This window comes from Okibacterium endophyticum (assembly GCF_054780075.1).
Genome location: NZ_BAAGXA010000005.1, coordinates 861,156 through 878,070, shown reverse-complemented (window position 1 = coordinate 878,070; position 16,915 = coordinate 861,156). Strand labels below are relative to the sequence as shown.

The 16,915-nt window shown below is 65.2% G+C and carries 14 protein-coding genes and 4 tRNA genes; 7 read left to right on the top strand and 11 right to left on the bottom strand.

Annotated features, from left to right (window positions below):
• Nucleotides 1-75: 75 nt before the first annotated feature.
• The 6 genes from ACYVF5_RS08435 to ACYVF5_RS08410 all read right to left on the bottom strand — a co-directional run bounded on the left by ACYVF5_RS08435 (nt 76) and on the right by ACYVF5_RS08410 (nt 4,838).
• A complete protein-coding gene (locus ACYVF5_RS08435) occupies nt 76-3,033 on the bottom strand; it encodes a choice-of-anchor M domain-containing protein (protein ID WP_460945207.1) in 2,958 nt (985 codons plus the stop codon).
• Nucleotides 3,034-3,601: 568 nt separating this feature from the next.
• Nucleotides 3,602-3,910 (bottom strand): addiction module antidote protein, encoded by a 309-nt coding sequence (locus tag ACYVF5_RS08430; RefSeq protein WP_460945205.1) that lies wholly within the window; start codon nt 3,908-3,910, stop codon nt 3,602-3,604.
• A complete protein-coding gene (locus ACYVF5_RS08425; RefSeq protein ID WP_460945203.1) occupies nt 3,907-4,227 on the bottom strand; it encodes a type II toxin-antitoxin system RelE/ParE family toxin in 321 nt (106 codons plus the stop codon). The genes ACYVF5_RS08430 and ACYVF5_RS08425 overlap by 4 nt, the downstream gene beginning before the upstream one ends.
• 307 nt (nt 4,228-4,534) lie before the next feature.
• Nucleotides 4,535-4,606, bottom strand: a tRNA-Val gene (locus ACYVF5_RS08420).
• 32 nt (nt 4,607-4,638) lie between these two features.
• Nucleotides 4,639-4,712, bottom strand: a tRNA-Cys gene (locus tag ACYVF5_RS08415).
• Between the two features lie 54 nt (nt 4,713-4,766).
• Nucleotides 4,767-4,838: transfer RNA gene (locus ACYVF5_RS08410), tRNA-Gly, on the bottom strand.
• Between the two features lie 202 nt (nt 4,839-5,040).
• Between ACYVF5_RS08410 and ACYVF5_RS08405 the strand changes: the two genes are divergently transcribed.
• Nucleotides 5,041-5,113, top strand: a tRNA-Val gene (locus ACYVF5_RS08405).
• Between the two features lie 49 nt (nt 5,114-5,162).
• On the opposite strand, the gene ACYVF5_RS08400 is transcribed toward ACYVF5_RS08405, so the two are convergent.
• The 4 genes from ACYVF5_RS08400 to zapE all read right to left on the bottom strand — a co-directional run bounded on the left by ACYVF5_RS08400 (nt 5,163) and on the right by zapE (nt 8,794).
• A complete protein-coding gene (locus tag ACYVF5_RS08400) occupies nt 5,163-5,555 on the bottom strand; it encodes a ChaB family protein (RefSeq protein WP_460945201.1) in 393 nt (130 codons plus the stop codon).
• Nucleotides 5,556-5,633: 78 nt separating this feature from the next.
• The gene (locus ACYVF5_RS08395) at nt 5,634-6,197 is read right to left on the bottom strand and encodes a type II toxin-antitoxin system PemK/MazF family toxin (RefSeq protein WP_460945199.1); all 564 of its coding nucleotides are present in this window, start codon (nt 6,195-6,197) and stop codon (nt 5,634-5,636) included.
• 101 nt (nt 6,198-6,298) lie between these two features.
• Nucleotides 6,299-7,534: an ammonium transporter gene (locus ACYVF5_RS08390; RefSeq protein ID WP_460945197.1), complete on the bottom strand. Its 1,236-nt coding sequence runs from the start codon at nt 7,532-7,534 to the stop codon at nt 6,299-6,301.
• A gap of 222 nt (nt 7,535-7,756) precedes the next feature.
• Nucleotides 7,757-8,794 carry a cell division protein ZapE gene (zapE, locus tag ACYVF5_RS08385; RefSeq protein ID WP_460945195.1) on the bottom strand — a complete coding sequence of 346 codons (1,038 nt, stop codon included), beginning with the start codon at nt 8,792-8,794 and terminating at the stop codon, nt 7,757-7,759.
• A gap of 142 nt (nt 8,795-8,936) precedes the next feature.
• On the opposite strand from zapE, the gene ACYVF5_RS08380 reads away from it, so the two are divergent.
• Nucleotides 8,937-9,854, top strand: a complete 918-nt coding sequence (locus ACYVF5_RS08380) for a sulfurtransferase (RefSeq protein WP_460945193.1) — start codon at nt 8,937-8,939, stop codon at nt 9,852-9,854.
• Between the two features lie 96 nt (nt 9,855-9,950).
• Nucleotides 9,951-10,400, top strand: a complete 450-nt coding sequence (locus ACYVF5_RS08375; RefSeq protein WP_460945191.1) for a SufE family protein — start codon at nt 9,951-9,953, stop codon at nt 10,398-10,400.
• 12 nt (nt 10,401-10,412) lie between these two features.
• Here ACYVF5_RS08375 and ACYVF5_RS08370 read toward each other — a convergent pair whose 3' ends face one another.
• A complete protein-coding gene (locus tag ACYVF5_RS08370; protein WP_460945189.1) occupies nt 10,413-11,624 on the bottom strand; it encodes an alpha/beta hydrolase family protein in 1,212 nt (403 codons plus the stop codon).
• A gap of 25 nt (nt 11,625-11,649) precedes the next feature.
• Here ACYVF5_RS08370 and ACYVF5_RS08365 point away from each other — a divergent pair, with 25 nt between their 5' ends.
• The 4 genes from ACYVF5_RS08365 (at nt 11,650) to ACYVF5_RS08350 (ending at nt 16,837) form a co-directional block, all read left to right on the top strand.
• The gene (locus ACYVF5_RS08365; RefSeq protein ID WP_460945187.1) at nt 11,650-12,246 is read left to right on the top strand and encodes a DUF3000 domain-containing protein; all 597 of its coding nucleotides are present in this window, start codon (nt 11,650-11,652) and stop codon (nt 12,244-12,246) included.
• Nucleotides 12,239-13,435, top strand: coding sequence for a ribonuclease D (locus ACYVF5_RS08360; protein ID WP_460945185.1), 1,197 nt, complete (start codon nt 12,239-12,241; stop codon nt 13,433-13,435). The genes ACYVF5_RS08365 and ACYVF5_RS08360 overlap by 8 nt, the downstream gene beginning before the upstream one ends.
• A gap of 71 nt (nt 13,436-13,506) precedes the next feature.
• Nucleotides 13,507-14,703, top strand: a complete 1,197-nt coding sequence (locus tag ACYVF5_RS08355; protein WP_460945183.1) for a thiolase family protein — start codon at nt 13,507-13,509, stop codon at nt 14,701-14,703.
• A gap of 1 nt (nt 14,704) precedes the next feature.
• Complete coding sequence (locus ACYVF5_RS08350) at nt 14,705-16,837, top strand: 3-hydroxyacyl-CoA dehydrogenase NAD-binding domain-containing protein (RefSeq protein WP_460945181.1); 2,133 nt, start codon at nt 14,705-14,707, stop codon at nt 16,835-16,837.
• The last annotated feature ends 78 nt before the right edge of the window (nt 16,838-16,915 follow it).

The following is a 16,915-nucleotide window of genomic DNA, read 5'->3' as shown; positions in this document are numbered from 1 at the left end:
GGATCCAGAAGAGAGAGGACGGCATCGGTGGTGGGTGGTGCGAGCCCTGCTCACACCACCCACCGTCCGATGACGTCAGTCGATGACGTTCGCGGACCGTCGGCGGCGAACGGTCCTCAGTGTGCCCGCGCCAAGGAGCAGCAGCACTGCGGCGGCGGCAGAAGCACCGGCGAACTCGCTACCGGTGAGCGCCAGGCCCCCCGGGGTTCCAGTGGCCCCCGGTGTGCTCGTGTCTGCCACGGCGGTCACCTGCAGCTGCTGCCAGCCGATCACGTCGCCGGCGTCGTCGAACACGGCGAGGCGGTGTGCCCCGAGCGTGGTGTCGCTCGGAATGGTCACGGCGATCGTGCCGTCTGCTCCGACCTGGAGCCAGTCAGCGCCCAGCAGCACAGGCTCGGAGAACAGCCACGCGGCCACCCATTCGCCGGCTTGGTCAGCGCCCTCACCGATCTGCACAGTGATGACCTGGCCCGGCGCCGGAGTCGTGGTGGATACGGTGATGCCGCCCTCGGTCACACCGTCCAGTGCCGACCCGTTCGGAGTCTGCGGTGCCTGGTCTGGCTTCGCCGCTCCGGGCAGCACGTTCAACGTCGCCGCGGCGGACTCGGCGATGACCTCGTGGTCATGATTGTAGAGCTTGACCACGACCTGTGCGCCCGCATCGCCTTCGGTGATGACCTGCTCCAGGGTGCCGGTGCTGGCTCCGGAGATGACAGAGTAGTCGGCGTCACCGGTGCGCTTGATGAACCAGTGGTAGTGGTCCTCACCGGTCTCCGGCGTCTGCACAGCGGTCAGCGCCGCGGTCTCGCCGACGTGGTATCCGCCGGACACCCCGTCGATGCTGAGTTCCGTGCTCGGCTCGGGATCGATGCCGTTCGAGGTGACGTTCAGCGTGTGCGGTTGCGATTCGGCGATCACCGCGTGGGTGTCGTCGAACAGGCGCAGCACCAGCTGGGCGCCGTCGTCGTCGGCCGTGACAGGCAGAGCGAGATCCTTGTCGCGGGACTGGTCGACCCAGACGAAATCAGACGCGCCGACCCGCTTGATGTACCAGTGGTAGTGCGTCTTCCCGGTTTCCGGATCCTGACGAGACGTGAACTGAGCGGTGTCGCCTGGAGCATAAGACTCCTTGTCCGCCGTCACGATGAGGGTGGTCACCACCGGTCGCTGCTGCGCGGTGATCGTCACGGGCGCGGACTCCGCGTGCACCTTACCGTCGTGCAAGAGCTGCACCTTCACCTGCACACCGCTGTTGGCCAGTGAAGGCTTGAACTTGTACTCCGCGGCGGTCTGTCCGTCAACCGCGGCGAAACCGGCAGCGCCAGGCAGCTTGACCTGCCACTGGTAGTCGGCGAGGCCCGTCGGGGTGGACTGCTCTGCCGTCAGCGTTGCCGTCTGACCGACCCAGTAGTCGTCGGCGTCACGGTCCGTTGTGACGGTCAGCTCGGTGTCGGGGACCTCCGTGTGATCGTCCAGGCGCACGATGACGGGTGCGGATTCCGCATAGCTGCGTCCGTCGTCGTACGTGAGTTTCGCGATCACAGCCGCGCCGGCCAGCTCCTCGCTCGCGGTGAACGAGTAGGCGGCGGAGTTCTCGCTCTCGACGAGAACGGGAGTCGCTTCGCCGGCCTTCTGCACATACCACTCGAAGCGGTCCAGAACCGAAGCGGGCGCGACGACTGCCGTCAGATCGACGCTGTCACCGGTGTGGTAGTGGTCGTCCAGACCGCCGATCGTGACTTTCTGCAGCGGAGCCGCACCATGATCATCGACCTCGACGGTGACCGGTGCCGCCTCTGCGAGCACGGCGCCGGCATCCGAAACGAGTTCAGCGATGACCTTCGCACCGTTCAGCGCCTGTTCGGCGATGAGCCGGTGCGTTGCGCCGGTCGCCCCATCGATCTGGACAGGGGCATCCTGATCGGTGCGCTGCAGGTACCAGCGATAGGTTGCGTTCTCGACGACCGGGTCGGCGATGACGGACAGGTCGATCGGCGAGTTGCTGTGGTAATGACCTGCAAGCGGCTCGATCGCGATCGTCTGCTCCGGGGCCTGTGCCACCGAGATGGTCACCGGTGCCGACTCGACTGTCACCGGAACGACTGGATCGCTGGAGTAGTCCTTGCCGCCAGACACGGTCGCGCGGTACTCGGCGCCGTCGACTGCGGTGACGTCCAGGGTCGGGCCTGTGGCCCCTTCGACGGTCTCCCACTCCGCGGAGGCGGAGGCCCGGGTCGACCAGCTGTATGCGCTGAACGTCGAGTCGGCGGGCGTCTGCGCAGCCGTGAGGGTCACCTCGCTGTCCGGCTGCACAACGTTCTCTGCACCGGAGATCGTCACGCTTGTGGGCGCTGGAGCGACCACAAAGGTGTACGTCGCCTCGTTGGTCGTCGACGTCTTGCTGCCGTCCTCGCTCGTCACCGTCGCCTGCGCGGTCAGCGTGTAGGTGCCGGGCTCGGTGAAACCCCAGTTGGCGTGCACGTGGGCCAAGAAGCTCTGCTGGATCGTGCCGGGGAGCTTCCAGGCGCCGTCTTTCAGCAGCGGCGCGGGAGCACCCCACGTTCCATTCGTCCAGAGGTAGACCTCGCCCGGCCCCTCCACTGTCGTCACGTCGACGTCGACGTTCGCGTCGCTCCCATAGACAGACCCAACCGATTGGCTGTCCCAGCCAGGCCAGATGAGCTCGGGGTCCTGGGTCAGAGGCAGAAAGTACATCTCGGATGGCGCGCCCGAGGGCAGACCGCCGCTCGGGAGGTTCTTCACAACGGCCTGACTCTTCACGCCGAGTTCCACGGACTCCGGCGTGTGCAGCACACGCGAGCCGGTCACGTCCTCCTTGAGCACGAGACGAGCGGTGTCATCCTCATTGAGGACCAGGTTGAAGGCATCGATGTGCCCGGTGTCCAGACGGATCGGATCTTCGTTTACGACGGGCGCATCGGCCGCGTGCGCCGCGGTGGGAAGAGCCAAACCGCCCGCGAGTGCGAGGACGCCGAGAAGGGCGCCACCTCGCAAACGGGTAGAGACGTGCATATGCTCGAACCTTTCTACAGGGTGAGACGAGAGTGTTCTCGATCGGTTAATGAGAACGATTATCGTTAGCATATGGTCTCGCGCCGGAGTTCGCCACTCGGCGGCTTTTCCCCGCGCGTCGGAGCAGCTTCAATGGACGTCTCACCGAGAAGACATCCGATCCCCGTCCAGGACACGGCGGCCGTGCCGGTCTACCGCGAAACTGCCGACGGCACGATCATGGCGGCGCGGAATCGGTCTACCGGTCCATTCGGCACGACTATCACCGGTGGTTGAGCAGGCCCGACGGAGCGAAGCGACGCCGGACCGTGTCGAAACCGGCGTCGGTCTACGAGGAGAACAGCGGTGAGGTTATGCAGCTGCTCGTGGTGCGAGCTGGACGTCGACGTGTTGCCGGGCAGGGCGCTGGTTCACCCGGTATCTCCCGCTCGAAGCCAGAGCCGTACCACTATCCGTACGGAGTTTGACATCTGCCGCTTATAGAGGTGCTGCCCGCCGTTGCAGAAGGAGGCACCGAGCCGTCGCAGGTGTGCAAGATGGACCTCGGGAATCGTCCGCAATGGGAAATTCAGGCGGACCGCTCCACCTGATGCACCTCGAGGCGTAGGTTCAGTGCCTGGGTAACCTTCAGGACTGTCGACCAGGTCGGGTTGCCGTCGTCTGAGAGTGCGCGGTAGAGGCCATCACGGCTCATGCCCACGCGCCGGGCGAGCTCGCTCATGTTGCCCGAGCGCGCGAGGATGCCCAGAGCAGCGGGCAGCGCGCCAGGGTCGTCTGCAGAGTCCTCGAGGGCGGTCTCCAGAAGCAACGCCGCATCGTCGACGTCGGCGATGTAGTCTGCGGCGTCGAACGCCTGGTACTTCGCGTCGGTCGTCATGGCTGTTCTCCTCTCTGCTGGTCGGCCCGCCATTCCTCGGCGAGTTGCTGCGCTGCGGCAATGTCCTTGCTCTGGGTCGATTTGTCCCCGCCGCAGAGCAGCAGGATCAGCTCATCACCATGCTGCAGGTAGTAGACCCTGTAGCCGGACCCAGTATTGATCTTCAGCTCGGACAGTCCGTTCCCGATCGGAGCCACCTGACCCGGGTTGCCCCGTGCAAGCCGATCGAGTCGGAGCAGAATCCGAGCACGTCCGCTCCTATCCTTCAGACCATCGAGCCAGCGATCGAATGATCGAGTACGCCGGACCATGATCATGTGTCGAGTATAACTGACACCATGCGCGGAATCTACTCGTATACGAGGACGAATGGCTCAGGCTCGTCTCCTCTACGGCTGCTTCTGCGACCGTGAGCGCACTTGGATCGTCTGCAACGACGTGCACCAACGGGGGCGTCGCCGAGGCATTGCGGACATCGTGAGGTGTTCGGGAGCTTTCAGAGGACTGACAGAGACGTGTCTCTATAAGACGTCGAGAGGCGCTTCGGGCCGCTAGAAGCCCCGGACAGAGGCGTCCGCTTCTTCAAACACAAGAAACCCCCGGCATTCCGGGGGTTTCCGTCTGTGGGCGATACTGGGATCGAACCAGTGACCTCTTCCGTGTCAGGGAAGCGCGCTACCGCTGCGCCAATCGCCCGGGGTGTTACAGGGGTGTTGCATGAGTGAGAGTGGAGGTGGCGACGGGATTCGAACCCGTGTGGACGGCTTTGCAGGCCGCTGCCTCGCCTCTCGGCCACGCCACCGCGTGTGGTTGCCCACATGCCGTAACCAGCCTGGAGACTGATCCTCAGCACTCGAGCGGATGACGAGATTCGAACTCGCGACCCTCACCTTGGCAAGGTGATGCGCTACCACTGCGCCACATCCGCATTTGCTCCCGTTTCCGGGTGCTTAGAGACTCTAACCGATTGCGCGCTCGATTCACAAACTGAGACACGCCGGATATTCAAGATCGCAGAATTCACCTCGACCATCGATGCAGAGGCCGTTTCGGTTCGTTGTTTTCGCCGACACTCGGCTAGTATCGAAAATCGCAGCGGATGCTCGATTCTTCACAGATCGGTCAGCTGAGGGCGATTGGCGCAGTTGGTAGCGCGCTTCCTTCACACGGAAGAGGTCATCGGTTCGAGTCCGGTATCGCCCACCCTTTTCCTCCTCTGATCGAGATCCCATCGAGATGGTGGGTTTCGACCCTACTTCTCGCGCGCCTTGCGCGTCTTCTTGTCGTTCGCCTTCTGTACGGCATCGACGAGTTCGTCTTTCGACATCTTCGAACGACCACTGATGTCGAGTTTCCGCGCCACGTCTTGCAGGTGTGACTTCGACGCATTCGCGTTCACTCCACCTGCGGTCTTGCCCCCTCGTCCAGAGGCTGCGTTCTTGTCGGAGGGCCCCGATTCCTTTTTGGGCTCCCAATGGTCGCCGACCTTCTCGAACGTGTGCTTGAGGGCGGCATAGGCCGTACGATGAGCGCGCTGGCCCTCACCATACGACTCAACGGCTGAATCGTGTGCCTCAGACCAGATCTCTTGCGCGTGCTTGGGCGAACGCTGCAGCGTGCTCGGCATTTCTTCTGAAGCTGGCATGTGCATCTTCTTCCGGTCGCTGTGCATAACTGATGCTCCTCACGGTAGAACGCCCTCAGGAATGCCTCAATGCCGCGCTCACACCGAACGCCAGCCGTAACGTGCGGCGAGCACCTCTGTGACACGCTCGAACCTGTCGCGTGGGAGCGAAGCCGCTTCACGGCGCATCCCAGACGGATACACACGGAACACCCTGTCCGTCTTCACCCAGCTTTCCCGCCGCTCGCTGTCCCACGACCCCGAGCCGACCGAGAGGTCACCCTCATGTCCCTGTGACGTGAGCTGAACGGCGAGCAGTGCCGGGCCGTTCCTCTCGGCGGCGACGATGAGCACCGGGCGGTCCTTGCCGCGTCCATCACGCTCTTCATATGGCACCCAGGTCCAGACGATCTCGCCGGGGTCCGGGTTGCCGTCGTTCTCCGGGACGTACGTCATCCGTACGGCCGAGAGACGCTCGGCATCGATCTCCACGGTCGCCTCAGGCCCGGAGCGACCGGAACCGGCGTCGCCGGAGGCGCGGTGCGATGCAAGACGCGACGAGCCCTCCCCCAGCCCCGTGGCGCCTCTCGCCGTGCTGGATGACCGCCGCCCGCGGCTGATCGACTCAACAAGCGAGCGCAGTGCGCGAGCGAACGAAGCCACACCACGACAGTATCGTGTCCCGCACAACGTGAATCGGGATGCCGCCAGCCGGCGGCATCCCGATTCGTCAACCTCGAAGCGTCGTCAGGGTTGAACGGCGATCAGCGCTGGGTCTCCAGTGCGTAGCCCTCTTCACCGTGGACAGTGGTGTCGACGCCCGCGAGCTCGTCTTCATTCTTGATCCTGAAGCCGATGGTCTTCTGCAGGGCGAACCCGATGATGAACGCCACAACAAACGAGTAGACGAGAACGGCGAGTGCGGCGATGACCTGCACAACCAGCTGCTCGATTCCGCCGCCGAGGAACAACCCGGTGCCCGTCGCGAAGAAGCCGAGGTAGAGCGTTCCGATCAGCCCGCCGACCAGGTGGATGCCGACCACGTCGAGCGAGTCGTCGAATCCGAGTTTGAACTTGAGTTCAACGGCCAGGGCACACACGGCGCCGGTCACCACGCCGAGCAGCAGCGCCCAGCCCGGCGTCAGGTTCGCACACGCGGGTGTGATCGCGACGAGCCCGGAGACCGCGCCCGATGCCGCACCGACGGAGGTGGCCTTGCCGTCTTTGATCTTCTCGATGACGAGCCAGCCGATGACGGCGGCGGCCGTCGCGCCGAGCGTGTTGAGCACGATCAGGCCGACGCCCTCCATGTCGTTCAGCCATTCTGCTCCGGCGTTGAAGCCAAACCATCCGAACCACAGGATGGATGCGCCGAGCAGGGTCAGCGGCACGTTGTGGGGCTTCTGGATGCCCTTCTGGAACCCCACGCGCTTGCCGAGGACGAGAGCGAGGGCGAGGGCGGCAGCACCCGCGTTGATGTGAACAGCTGTGCCACCTGCGTAGTCGATCACGGCGATGCCGGCTTCTTCGCCGAACATCGCGGTGCCGAGATTCATGATCCAGCCGCCGCCCCAGACCCAGGCCGCGACGGGAAAGTAGACGAGCGTCGCCCAGACGCCCGCGAAGATCATCCACGAGCCGAACTTCGCGCGGTCGGCGATGGCCCCAGAGATCAGCGCCACCGTGATGATGGCGAAGGTCGCGCCGAACGCGGCGCCGACGAGGTCGCCGTTCGCCGTCTCACCCGAAGCGAGTGACGAGAGCCCGAAATCGCTGAACGGGTTTCCGGCGAAGTCGAGAGGCCCGCCGACAGCGCTCATGTTGAAGCCGTAGAGGATCCAGAGCACACCGATCAGTGCGAGTGCCCCGAAGCTCATCATCATCATGCTGACGACGCTCTTGGCCTTGACGAGGCCGCCATAGAAGAATGCGACGCCGGGGGTCATCAACAGCACAAGTGCGGTGGCTGTGATTCCCCAGGCGAGGTTGCCGGTATCCATATCGTGTCCTATACCTCTCAGGTTGCATCGGGTCGAGCGTCCGGCACCTGACGAACGTGGCGTCCGGCGTCTTTCGCTCGATTCCCAGAATGCTCGCCTGAGGTTTCGCGGGCGGTGCACACGGTGTTTCGAACCTGTTACACAGGGGGGTCCTGTGTAAAAAGGGTGTTTCGGGCCGCAGTCTGTTCGGCCCGCTGCCTGCCCGGCCTGCCCGGCCTGCGGTCATTCTCCTGCGGTGAGTGCGATCATCCGTGACATCGACCTCAGGTACTTCTTGCGATATCCGCCCGCCATCATGTCGCCGGCGAACACCTGGTCGAGGGGCATGCCCGTCGCGACGATCGGGATCTGCGCGTCATAGACGCGATCGATGAATGCGACAAGCCTCAACGCTTCGCTCTGCGACTCGAGGCCGTGCACGTCACGCAGCCCGATCAGGTCGATCCCGTCGATCATCTTGATATACCGCGAGGGGTGCACGGTCGCGAGGTGGGCGATGAGTGCGTCGAAGGCGTCGTCAGAGACCGTGGACCCGGCCTCCGATGCAGCATCCAGTCGTTGCGCAAAGGCGTCGTCGTCGAGTGCGACGGCGCTGGCGTCGACCGCGCGCCGCCTGTAGTCGAGCCCATCGATGCGGATCGTGGTGAAGTGGGCCGACATCGCATGGATCTCGCGCAGAAAGTCGGCCGCCGCGAATCGCCCCTCTCCCAGTGCGTTCGGGGGTGTGTTCGAGGTCGCGGCGACACGGGTTCCGGATGCCACCAGATCAGTGAGCAGTCGGGTCATCATCATCGTGTCGCCCGGATCGTCGAGCTCGAACTCGTCGATGCACAGCAACGTAGAGCCCGTCAGCAGCTCAACCGTCGCCGCGTAGCCGAGCGCGCCGACCAGGGCCGTGTATTCGATGAAGGTGCCGAAATACTTGCGCGGGCCAGGGGCGGCATGCCAGAGGGCTGCGAGCAGGTGGGTCTTGCCGACACCGAATCCGCCGTCCAGATACACCCCGGGCTTCGCATCCGGAGTCTTCTTGCGGCGCGCGAAGAACCCGCCCGATCGCTCGGTCGACCACGACAGGGAGAACGTTCGCAGAACGTCGACGGCCTCGGCCTGCGAGGGGAAGTCCGGGTCTGGACGGTAGGTGTCGAACCGAGCCTTTTCGAACTGGCGGGGCGGAACGAGGCTGTCTGCGATCTCACCGGCGGTAATCTGGGGAGTGCGCAGGGCGATGTTGATACGGCCGCGTTCGCCGGACTGAGACATGGGTTCCTTACGTGCGTCGCTGTTACGCCTCGGCCTGCTGCCGATCGCCTGAGCGCGTAGATTCAGCGCATGGGTGTTTTTCCAGCCTAAACCAACGTGCCTGACCCCTGACGGGCCAGGTTCCGAGATCCGGAGGTATCGAATGACCGCAGAACTCGACTCGAGTCCGAAGTTCGCGAGGTACGCGCATCCGGAACGACTGGTGTCGACGCAGTGGCTCGCCGAGCACCTCGACACCCCCGGGGTCGTTGTCGTCGAATCGGATGAAGACGTTCTGCTCTACGAGGTCGGTCACATCCCCGGGGCGGTCAAGATCGACTGGCACACCGACCTGAACGACCCTGTCACACGGGACTTCGTGCAGAGCGAGGCGTTCGCCGACCTGTTGAGCGCTCGTGGAATCTCACGTGACGACACAGTGGTGATCTACGGAGACAAAAGCAACTGGTGGGCTGCATATGCCCTGTGGGTGTTCAGCCTCTTCGGCCACGACGATGTCCGCCTGCTCGACGGCGGGCGTGACAAGTGGATCGCCGAGGGACGCCCGCTCACCACCGACCTGCCGGAGCGGGAACGGACGGAGTACCCGGTGGTCACCCGTGACGACGTCTCGCTCCGCGCGTTCAGGGACGACGTTCTCGCGCACATCGGAAAACCGCTTGTCGACGTGCGCTCCGCGGAGGAGTACACCGGAGAGCGCACGACCGCACCCGCCTACCCAGACGAAGGCGCGCTCAGAGCCGGGCACATCCCCACCGCTCACAATGTTCCGTGGGGGCAGGCCGCCGCCGCGGACGGCACGTTCAAATCGGCAGACGAGCTTGCGACGATCTACCGAGACGGCCTCGGCCTCGCTGACGACGATGACATCATCGCCTATTGCCGCATCGGTGAGCGGTCGAGTCACACCTGGTTCGTGCTGCACCACCTGCTCGGCTTCGATTCCGTGCGCAACTACGACGGGTCGTGGACGGAATGGGGCAGCTCGGTGCGCGTGCCCATCGCCACGGGCGAAGCACCCGGTTCTGCTCCCGGCTCTGGGTCAGGCTCTGCGGCCTGACATCCCGGCGGCCCCACCGCGCTCCGCGGGAGCCGGACTCGTCCGGCTCCCGCGCCGTCCGGCCGTCGCACGGCTCAGCGTGGGATAATGGGATCAATGACCACATCAGCCCTGCCGAGCGAGCTCGGCGAGATCCGCGACGAGTTCCTCGCGGTGGACGAGCGCTCGCGATTGCAGCTCCTGCTCGAGTTCTCACGGGAGCTTGCCGACCTGCCCCCGCGCTACAGCGAGCATCCTGACCTGCTCGAAAGGGTCGCAGAATGCCAGGCACCGGTTTATCTCTTCATCGAGATCGACGATGCCGGGCGTGTGCACATGCACGCCACGGCACCAGAAGAAGCGCCCACCACAAGAGGGTTCGCGAGCATCCTCGCTCAGGGCGTCGACGGCCTGACCGTCGAAGAGCTCATCAACGTTCCGAATGACTTTCCCCAGATGCTCGGCCTCACGCGAGCCGTCTCTCCGCTGAGGCTGAACGGGATGTCGGGCATGCTGCAGCGCGCCAAACGTCAGGCGATTGAGCGGTCAGCCGCACCGAACCCCTGACCGGGCGGCGCGTCATCCCTCGGATGCGCCGATCGTGCGCAGCCAGCCGCTGAGAGAGGCGCTCCATCGCGCTTCGGCATAGTTCCAGAGCTTGGTGTGGCGGGCGACGGTGAACCGCACGAACGTCACGAGGTCCGGACGGGCGGCGGCAAGGTCGTGTGACCCAGACGATGGCACGAACCCGTCGTCGTCGCTGTGCAGCACCAGCACGGGCACCGTGAGCTCGTCTGCGCGGCTGACGATGTCGAGCCCGATGAGGTTGACCGGTTCGGCGAGACCGGTCAGCGCCCGACCCCAGCGGTTGCTGAGGGCAGAGAGCGCGGCCATGCGGATCGGGCGCGGGATCCCCTCGATGTCGGCCTGGTACTCGAGAACACGCGCCCAGTCGAGCACGGGAGACTCGAGGATCACACCGTCGATTTTGATCTTGCTCTGCCCGCGGAGCGCCGTCTGCATCACCACGGCGCCGCCCATGGACCACCCCATCAGATAAACGGATCGAGCACCGCGAGAGACCGCGAAATCGATGGCGGCGTCCACATCTGCCCACTCCGTGTCTCCGAGGCCGTACAACCCGTCTGCGCTCGGTGGGGCGTGCCCGTCGTTCCGGTATGAGATCAACAGCGAGGTGAGACCGGCCGCAGAGAAGGTCGGCACCGCGCGAAGCCCCTCCTGGCGAGTGGTGCCCCGGCCGTGCACGATGATGACCCACGACTCGCCCGCCGCGCGGTTCTCGGGCGGAACGAGCCAGGCGGGGGCGGGGCCGACAGGAGTGTGGACGGAGACGTCTTCGTACAGCAGGTTCAGCTCAGAGGGATGCTGATAGAACCATCCGCTGAAGGTGGCACGACCACGCAGACGGGCGCCGTGCAGGTCGGCGGGCTCGGTGAGCTTTCTGGTGACCGTCGTCCGGTCCTTCCACAGCACCTCCCCCAGGCGGACGTAGCGCTCGTCCGGGCCGCACCACAGGCCGTATCGGCCGGGAAGCTCAGTGTCGGGCGTCGCCGTGAGAGTGATCGTCGAGCGGTCGAGGTCGACCGAGAGCACGTCGACATCCTGCTGTCTTTTTCGGGGCGGCGTCACCACCATACGCGCGACCACGGCCGTTGCCGCCGCCACCCCGAGCGCCACTGATCCTGCCACCACAAGTCCGAGCGCAACCCACCTGCCCCAGCGTCGTTTGCCGGGGGTCGTGGTCTGGTCGGCGTGCCTGTGTCCATTCATCGGCGTCTAACTCTAGTCTGCACACGTGGCTGATACACCGAGCAGCATCGAAGGCCCGCCTGCGTTCCAGGCGGCGCTCGAATCTGTGAGAAAAGCGAACCCGAGATCTGAGCTCGAGGTGTCTGAGATCGCGGCGCCCGGGCAACTCGCTCCGCATGCGGTTGCGCTGTCGGCCGACGTGACGCCGTCGAGACACGGCGCGGACTCCGAGCTCGGAACCGGCCGGTTCATCCTGCTCCACGACCCGTCTGAACCGGAGGCCTGGGGCGGCTCGTTCCGGATCGTGTGTTTCGCCCAGGCTCCTCTCGAAACGGAGATCGGCCTCGATCCGTTCCTCGCCGACGTCGCATGGTCCTGGCTCGTCGATGCTCTCGACGCCCGCGGCGCGAGCTACACGGCGGCGAGCGGAACGGCGACCAAGATCATCTCCACCGGCTTCGGAGAACTCGCGGCCCAGGGCGACGGAGCCCAGATCGAGCTGCGCGCGTCATGGACTCCCCTCGATTCCGACGTCTCCGCACACGTCGAGGGTTGGGGAGAGTTGCTGTGTATGCTCGCAGGATTGCCGCCCGCTACCGAAGGAGTAACTCCGTTGCCTCGCCGCAGGACGGCCCGTGGCTGATCGTCACGTCATCGCCACACGCTCTGAGTACCTGGATGCCGTCGAGAGGCTCGCGGCTGCCCGAGGACCGCTCGCCATCGACGCAGAGCGGGCATCCGGCTACCGGTACTCGCAGCGCGCCTACCTGATCCAGGTCTACCGGCGCGAAGCGGGTGTCTTTCTCTTCGATCCCCCCGCCATCGGTCGCTTCGATGAGCTGAACGACCTCATCGCGTCGGAGGAGTGGGTTCTTCACGCGGCGAGCCAGGACCTCGCCTGCCTGCGCGAGGTCGGACTCGACCCTCAACGCATCTTCGACACGGAACTGGCTGCCAGGCTGCTGGGCTTCGAGCGGGTCGGACTCGGCGCCGTCGTCGAAGAACTGCTCGGGGTACACCTCGCCAAGGAACACTCGGCCGCCGATTGGTCGACGCGGCCGCTTCCCGAGACCTGGCTCGAATATGCAGCGCTCGACGTCGAGCTTCTCATCGACGTGCGCGACCGCCTCGTCGAGCAGCTCGCAGAGCAGAACAAGACCGAGATCGCCGAGCAGGAGTTCGACGCGGTCAGAACGAGAGAGCCGAAGCTTCCCCGGCAAGACCCGTGGCGTCGGCTCTCCGGCATCCACGCGGTCCGCGGGGCGAGAAACCTCGCGGTGGCTCGCGAGCTCTGGTTGGCCCGAGACCAGCTCGCGCAGGATCGCGACACGGCTCCAGGTCGCCTCGTTCCCGACGCATCCCTGATCGCGGCGGTGAAAGCAGAGCCGAAGACACGAGGAGAGCTCTCCGCATTGCGCGCGTTCTCTGGGCGAGCCAGCCGTACAGACCTCGCCACCTGGTGGAGCGCCATCGAACGCGGCCGGGCGACAGACGATCTTCCGATCGCCAGGCAGACGAGTGACGTGCTCCCTCCTCCGCGCAGCTGGGCGGACCGGAATCCAGAGGCCGACGCACGTCTGAAGGCGGCGCGCACGATGATCACCGGCATCGCCGAGGAACTCTCGATGCCCGCCGAGAACGTGCTCACACCAGACACACTCAGACGGCTCGCGTGGTCGCCGCCTGACGAGGTCTCCCCCGAGACGATCGCCGGCGCATTGGCTGCGCACGGCGCCAGACCCTGGCAGATCGAGGCGACGGCTGACCCCCTCGCTCGCGCGTTTATCGAAGCCGGACAAACCTCGCCCGAGGGCGATCACGACCCTTCGTAGGATCAAGCAAAGGATTCCACGCGAGTTCCGCGCTCTCCTACGATCGAGACATTCCGAGAATTGGAGGCAGGGTGGCCGAGAGAACCGACGTCTTTTTTGTGGACGGTGTCCGTACCCCGTTCGGTCGTGCGGGCGAGAAGGGCATGTACTGGAACACCAGAGCGGATGATCTCGTCGTCAAGGCGATGATCGGGCTCCTCGAGCGCAACGCAGCGGTGCCAAAGGACCGCATCGACGATGTCGGGATCGCGGCGACGACCCAGCAGGGAGACCAGGGCCTGACGCTCGGCCGCACAACTGCGCTCCTCGCCGGGCTCCCTCGCTCCGTTCCCGGCTATGCGATCGACAGGATGTGCGCCGGCGCTATGACGGCTGTCACGCAGATGGGCAGCGGAATCGGATTCGGCGCCTATGACCTCGCCATCGCCGGGGGCGTCGAGCACATGGGGCACCACCCGCTCGGTGCTGACGCCGACCCCAACCCGCGGTTCGTCTCTGAGAAGCTGGTGAGCGCAGACGCGCTGAACATGGGAAAGACCGCAGAACGCATCCACGACCGTTTTCCGCACCTCACCAAAGAGCGTGCAGACCGGTTCGGCATGCGCAGCCAGCAGAAGGTCGCCGCGGCCTACGACGCGGGCAAGATCCAGCCGGATCTCATCCCCATCGCCGTGCAGAGCGAAGAAGGATGGGGACTCGCCACGCGCGACGAAGGGATGCGGCCAGAGACCACTCTCGAGGGACTCGCGCAGCTCAAGACCCCGTTCCGCCCTCACGGCCGGGTCACCGCCGGAACGTCGTCGCCGCTCACCGACGGGGCCACCGTGAGCCTGCTCGCGAGCGGCGGCATCGTGAAAGAACTCGGACTTGCACCGAAGATGCGTATGGTGAGCTTCGCATTCGCCGGCGTTGAGCCCGAGATCATGGGCATCGGCCCCGTTCCCTCGACCGAGAAGGCGCTGCGCAAAGCCGGCCTGACCATCGACGACATCGGTCTGTTCGAACTCAACGAGGCCTTCGCCGTGCAGGTGCTGTCGCTGCTCGACCACTTCGGCATCGACGACGACGACCCTCGGGTGAACCAGTGGGGCGGCGCCATCGCCGTCGGGCACCCGCTTGCGGCGTCCGGCGTTCGCCTGATGATCCAGCTCGCGGCCCAGTTCGCCGAGCAGCCCGACGTGCGCTACGGCCTGACAGCCATGTGCGTGGGCCTCGGGCAGGGCGGAAGCGTCATCTGGGAGAACCCGAACTGGAACGGAAAGAAGTGACATGACCGACTACTCCTCACGCGACTTCAGCCGCCTGGTCGAGCTCTCCGCCGACGAGGTCGTCACACACGCGCTGCCCCGTGACGTCACCCTGCCGAACGGCAGACGGCTCGTTCTGATCACACTCGACAACGGCAAGGACCACACGAGGCCGAACACGCTCGGTCCGGTCACCATGATCGAACTCGGGCGTGTGCTCGACGCTCAACGAGAGCGCGCGTCCGCCGGTGAGGTCGACGGAGTCGCGCTCACCGGCAAGCCGTTCATCCTCGCGGCAGGCGCCGACCTCAGCAAGGTCAACGACCTCGACTCCCGCGAGTCCGCGCGGCTCCTTGCCGAGCTCGGCCATCATGTGCTCGGCAAACTCGGCTCGCTCGGTGTGCCGTCGTTCGTGTTCATCAACGGGCTCGCCCTCGGCGGCGGGCTCGAGATCGCGCTGAACGCGGACTACCGCACGCTCAACGACTCTGCGCCTGCCCTCGCACTGCCAGAGGTGTTCCTCGGCCTGATCCCTGGCTGGGGCGGCGCTTACCTGCTCCCCAACCTGATCGGAATCGAGAACGCCCTCAAGGTGATCGTCGAGAACCCTCTCAAGATGAACAGGATGCTGAAGGCGCCGCAGGCATACGAGCTCGGCATCGCAGACGTTATGTTCCCCGCCGCGACGTTCCTGGAACAGTCGCTGTTGTGGGCGGGCGGCGTTCTCGATGGAACCATAGCCGTCGATCGCAAGAACCGGCCGGGCAAGGTCGAGCGGCTCGTCAAGTGGGATGCAGCCGTCGGTATTGCGCGCAAGCAGCTCGAGTCGCGCATCGGCACGGTCCCACGCTCCCCCTACGTCGCGCTCGACCTGCTCAAGGCGGCGAAGAGCGGCACCAGAGAAGAGGGCTTCGAACGCGAGGACGACGCTCTGTCCGACCTCATCGCGGGCGACCAGTTCCGCGCAAGCGTCTATGCGTTCAACCTCGTGCAGAAGCGCGCGAAGCGTCCGGCCGGCGCACCGGACAAGGATCTCGCGAGGCCGGTCACCAAAGTCGGTGTGATCGGCGCCGGGCTCATGGCCACGCAGTTCGCCCTGCTCTTCGTCCGCCGGCTGCAGGTGCCCGTTGTGATCACAGACCTCGACCAGGCACGAGTCGACAAGGGAGTCAGCACCGTCAGGGGTGAGATCGACGAGCTCCTCGCCAAGGGGCGCGTTTCGCCGGATGAGGCGAACCGCCTGACGGCGCTCGTCTCCGGCACAACGAGCACAGAGGATTTCGCCGACTGCGACTGGGTCATCGAAGCCGTTTTCGAAGAGCTCGAGGTGAAGCAGAACGTCTTCGCCGAGGTGGAACAGCACATCTCGGAGTCAGCGATCCTCGCAACGAACACCTCGTCGTTGTCTGTGGAGAAGATCGGTTCAAAGCTGAAGAACCCCGAGCGCCTCGTGGGATTCCACTTCTTCAACCCGGTGGCGGTGATGCCGCTGATCGAGGTCGTCACCGCGCCGGCCACAAGCGACGAAGCGCTCTCGACGGCGATGGTCACGGCTGCCTCGCTCAAGAAGAACGCGGTCATCACCAGAGACACCCCGGGCTTCGTCGTGAATCGGGTGCTGGCCAAACTTCTGGGCGAGGCCATGCGCGCCGTCGACGCCGGAACGAGTTTCGAGACCGTCGACAGGGCGCTCGCCCCGCTCGGCCTGCCGATGGCTCCGTCTGAGCTTCTCGATCTGGTCGGACTCACCGTCGGAGCCCACGTTCTCGACACACACGCCGCTGCATTCCCCGAGCGGTTCTATCGCAGCGAGAACCTGCACAAGCTGGCGGAGTACGGCACGCTGCTCGAGAAGGATTCGAAGGGAAAGGTCAAGGGCTTCGACAAGGGCGCTCTCAAGATCGTGTCTGGTGGACGGAGCCCGTCGTCTGAGGCCGAGATCCTTCGGCGGGTCGAAGACGGCCTGGCCGACGAGATCCACCGGATGCTCGAAGACTCGGTTGTGCATGCCCCGGAAGACATCGACCTCTGTATGATCCTGGGCGCCGGCTGGCCGTTCCAGATGGGCGGCGTGACCCCGTATCTCGACCGCGTCGGTGCGAGCGAGCGGGCCTTCGGCTGCACGTTCCACAGCCCTCCCATTCGCGGCCTCTGACGCTGCCGCTGAAACCCCGCTCTATGTGACCTTTGCGGACCTATGTGCTCGAAAATTCGGCCCCATACGTCCGCAAAG